Origin of the sequence: Microbacterium sp. CPCC 204701, assembly GCF_004010105.1 — a bacterium.
GTDB lineage: Bacteria > Actinomycetota > Actinomycetes > Actinomycetales > Microbacteriaceae > Microbacterium.
In genome coordinates, this window is record NZ_RRYE01000514.1 from 1 (window position 1) to 1,696 (window position 1,696).

At 70.6% G+C, this 1,696-nt stretch carries 1 protein-coding gene and 1 pseudogene; both read left to right on the plus strand.

Annotation, left to right across the window (positions count from 1 at the left end; genetic code table 11):
• Nucleotides 1–223 precede the first annotated feature (223 nt).
• Entirely contained in the window at nucleotides 224–1,354 is a 1,131-nt protein-coding gene (locus EIO58_RS17385) for a serine hydrolase domain-containing protein (RefSeq protein ID WP_205789363.1), read from the plus strand.
• Between the two features lie 84 nt (nucleotides 1,355–1,438).
• Nucleotides 1,439–1,696, plus strand: a pseudogene (locus EIO58_RS17390) (DNA repair protein RadA); the annotation flags it as partial.

A 1,696-nucleotide genomic window follows, 5' to 3' on the forward strand; every position in this document is an offset into this window, starting at 1 on the left:
GGGCGCGCGGGAGCGCCTCGCTCGGCGTAGCGGGCCTGCGCCGGCGCGACGGCGAACGGATGCCGCGACCGCGGTCGCCCGTACACCCCGTGGGGATCCAGGTCCCGTGCCGGACGGTGCGGCGACCGATAGCGTCGGCAGCAGTCGACGAATCGGGGGAATCATCGTGCGCCCACTTCGCAGAGATCGGCCTGCGCGCGCCGCCTGGGCGGCAGCGACCCTCGTGGTCGCACTCAGCGCCGTCGGATGCGCCGCACCGGCACTCTCGACGGCGCCCGAGACGGAGTCGACTGCGACTGCGCCTGGGACGGGCATCGCCGTCGACACGGCGACGGCGTTGCAGTCGGCACTCGACGACACGCGCAGCAATGGCGGATTCCCCGGTGTCGCGGCGCGCGTGATCACGCCGGACGGCACGTGGACCGGAACGTCCGGGGCCTCCGCCCCCGGCGGTGACACCGCGCCGGCGCCCGACGACCACACGCGGATCGGCAGCCTCACCAAGACCATGACGGCGACGATCCTCCTCCAGCTGGTGGGCGAAAGCCTGGTGTCGCTCGACGACCCGATCTCGCAGTACGTCCCCGACTCGCCGAACGGCACGGCGACGCTGCGGCAGCTCGCCGACATGACGAGCGGCATCCCGTCGTATTCCCTCGATCCGCAGTGGGCGGCAGCGTACTTCGGAGACCCGAGCGTCGTCTTCACGCCGCAGCAGCTTCTCGACTACGCGAAGCAGCTGCCCCTCGCTGGGGAGCCCGGGGAGGTGTGGCAGTACTCCAACACCAACTACATCCTGCTCGGCATGGTCATCGAGCAGGTGCTCAGCCAACCCCTGGGCGATGTGTTCGAGGACCGGCTGTTCGGGCCCCTCGGCATGGACGACACTGTGTACCCGGCGGGTTCGGCGGCGATCCTCGAGCCGCACCTGGTCGGAATCACCGCGCAGGGGCAGCCCGCGGGCACCACGACCGATGCCACCGACTGGAACCCGTCTTTCGGGAACGCCGCCGGTGAGGTGATCTCGACGCTCGACGATCTGACGCTGTGGGCGCACGCGATGTTCTCGGGCGAGGGCGTTCTGACGCCGGAGCTTCAGCAGGTCCGGCGAGACTCGATCCTGTCGTCGCCTCCCCCGAACGACGACGAGAGCGGCTACGGGCTCGGCTGGGGCCAGCGCGCAGACGGCTACTGGGGACACTCCGGCACGATCCCGGGATTCACGACGTCCGTGTTCCACAGCTACGACGACGAAACCACCATCGTCGTCATGGTCAACAGCGACGTGCCGCTTGCCTCGGGCGAAGTTCCGGCGCCCGCGGTGTTCGAGGCTCTCGCGGCAGCGATCGGCTGAGCCCTCACCAGGGGATGACGACGGATGCCTCGACCCGAGGCATCCGTCACGGGCGATGTCGCTTGCCCGCCGTACAGTGAAGCCATGGCCGCAGCCCGACGCCCGACGCAGACCGCGCCCTATCGCTGCACCGAGTGCGGGTGGACCACGATCAAGTGGGTCGGGCGCTGCGGCGAGTGCCAGCAGTGGGGCACGGTGGTCGAGGCCGCCGAGCAGACCGGCATCACACGGTCGGTGACTCCGGTGTCGCCCGGAGCCGCACGCGCGGCGCGACCGATCACGCACATCGACACAACCGACGCCCCGCGTCGCACGACCGGCGTCGGCGAGTTCGACCGCGTG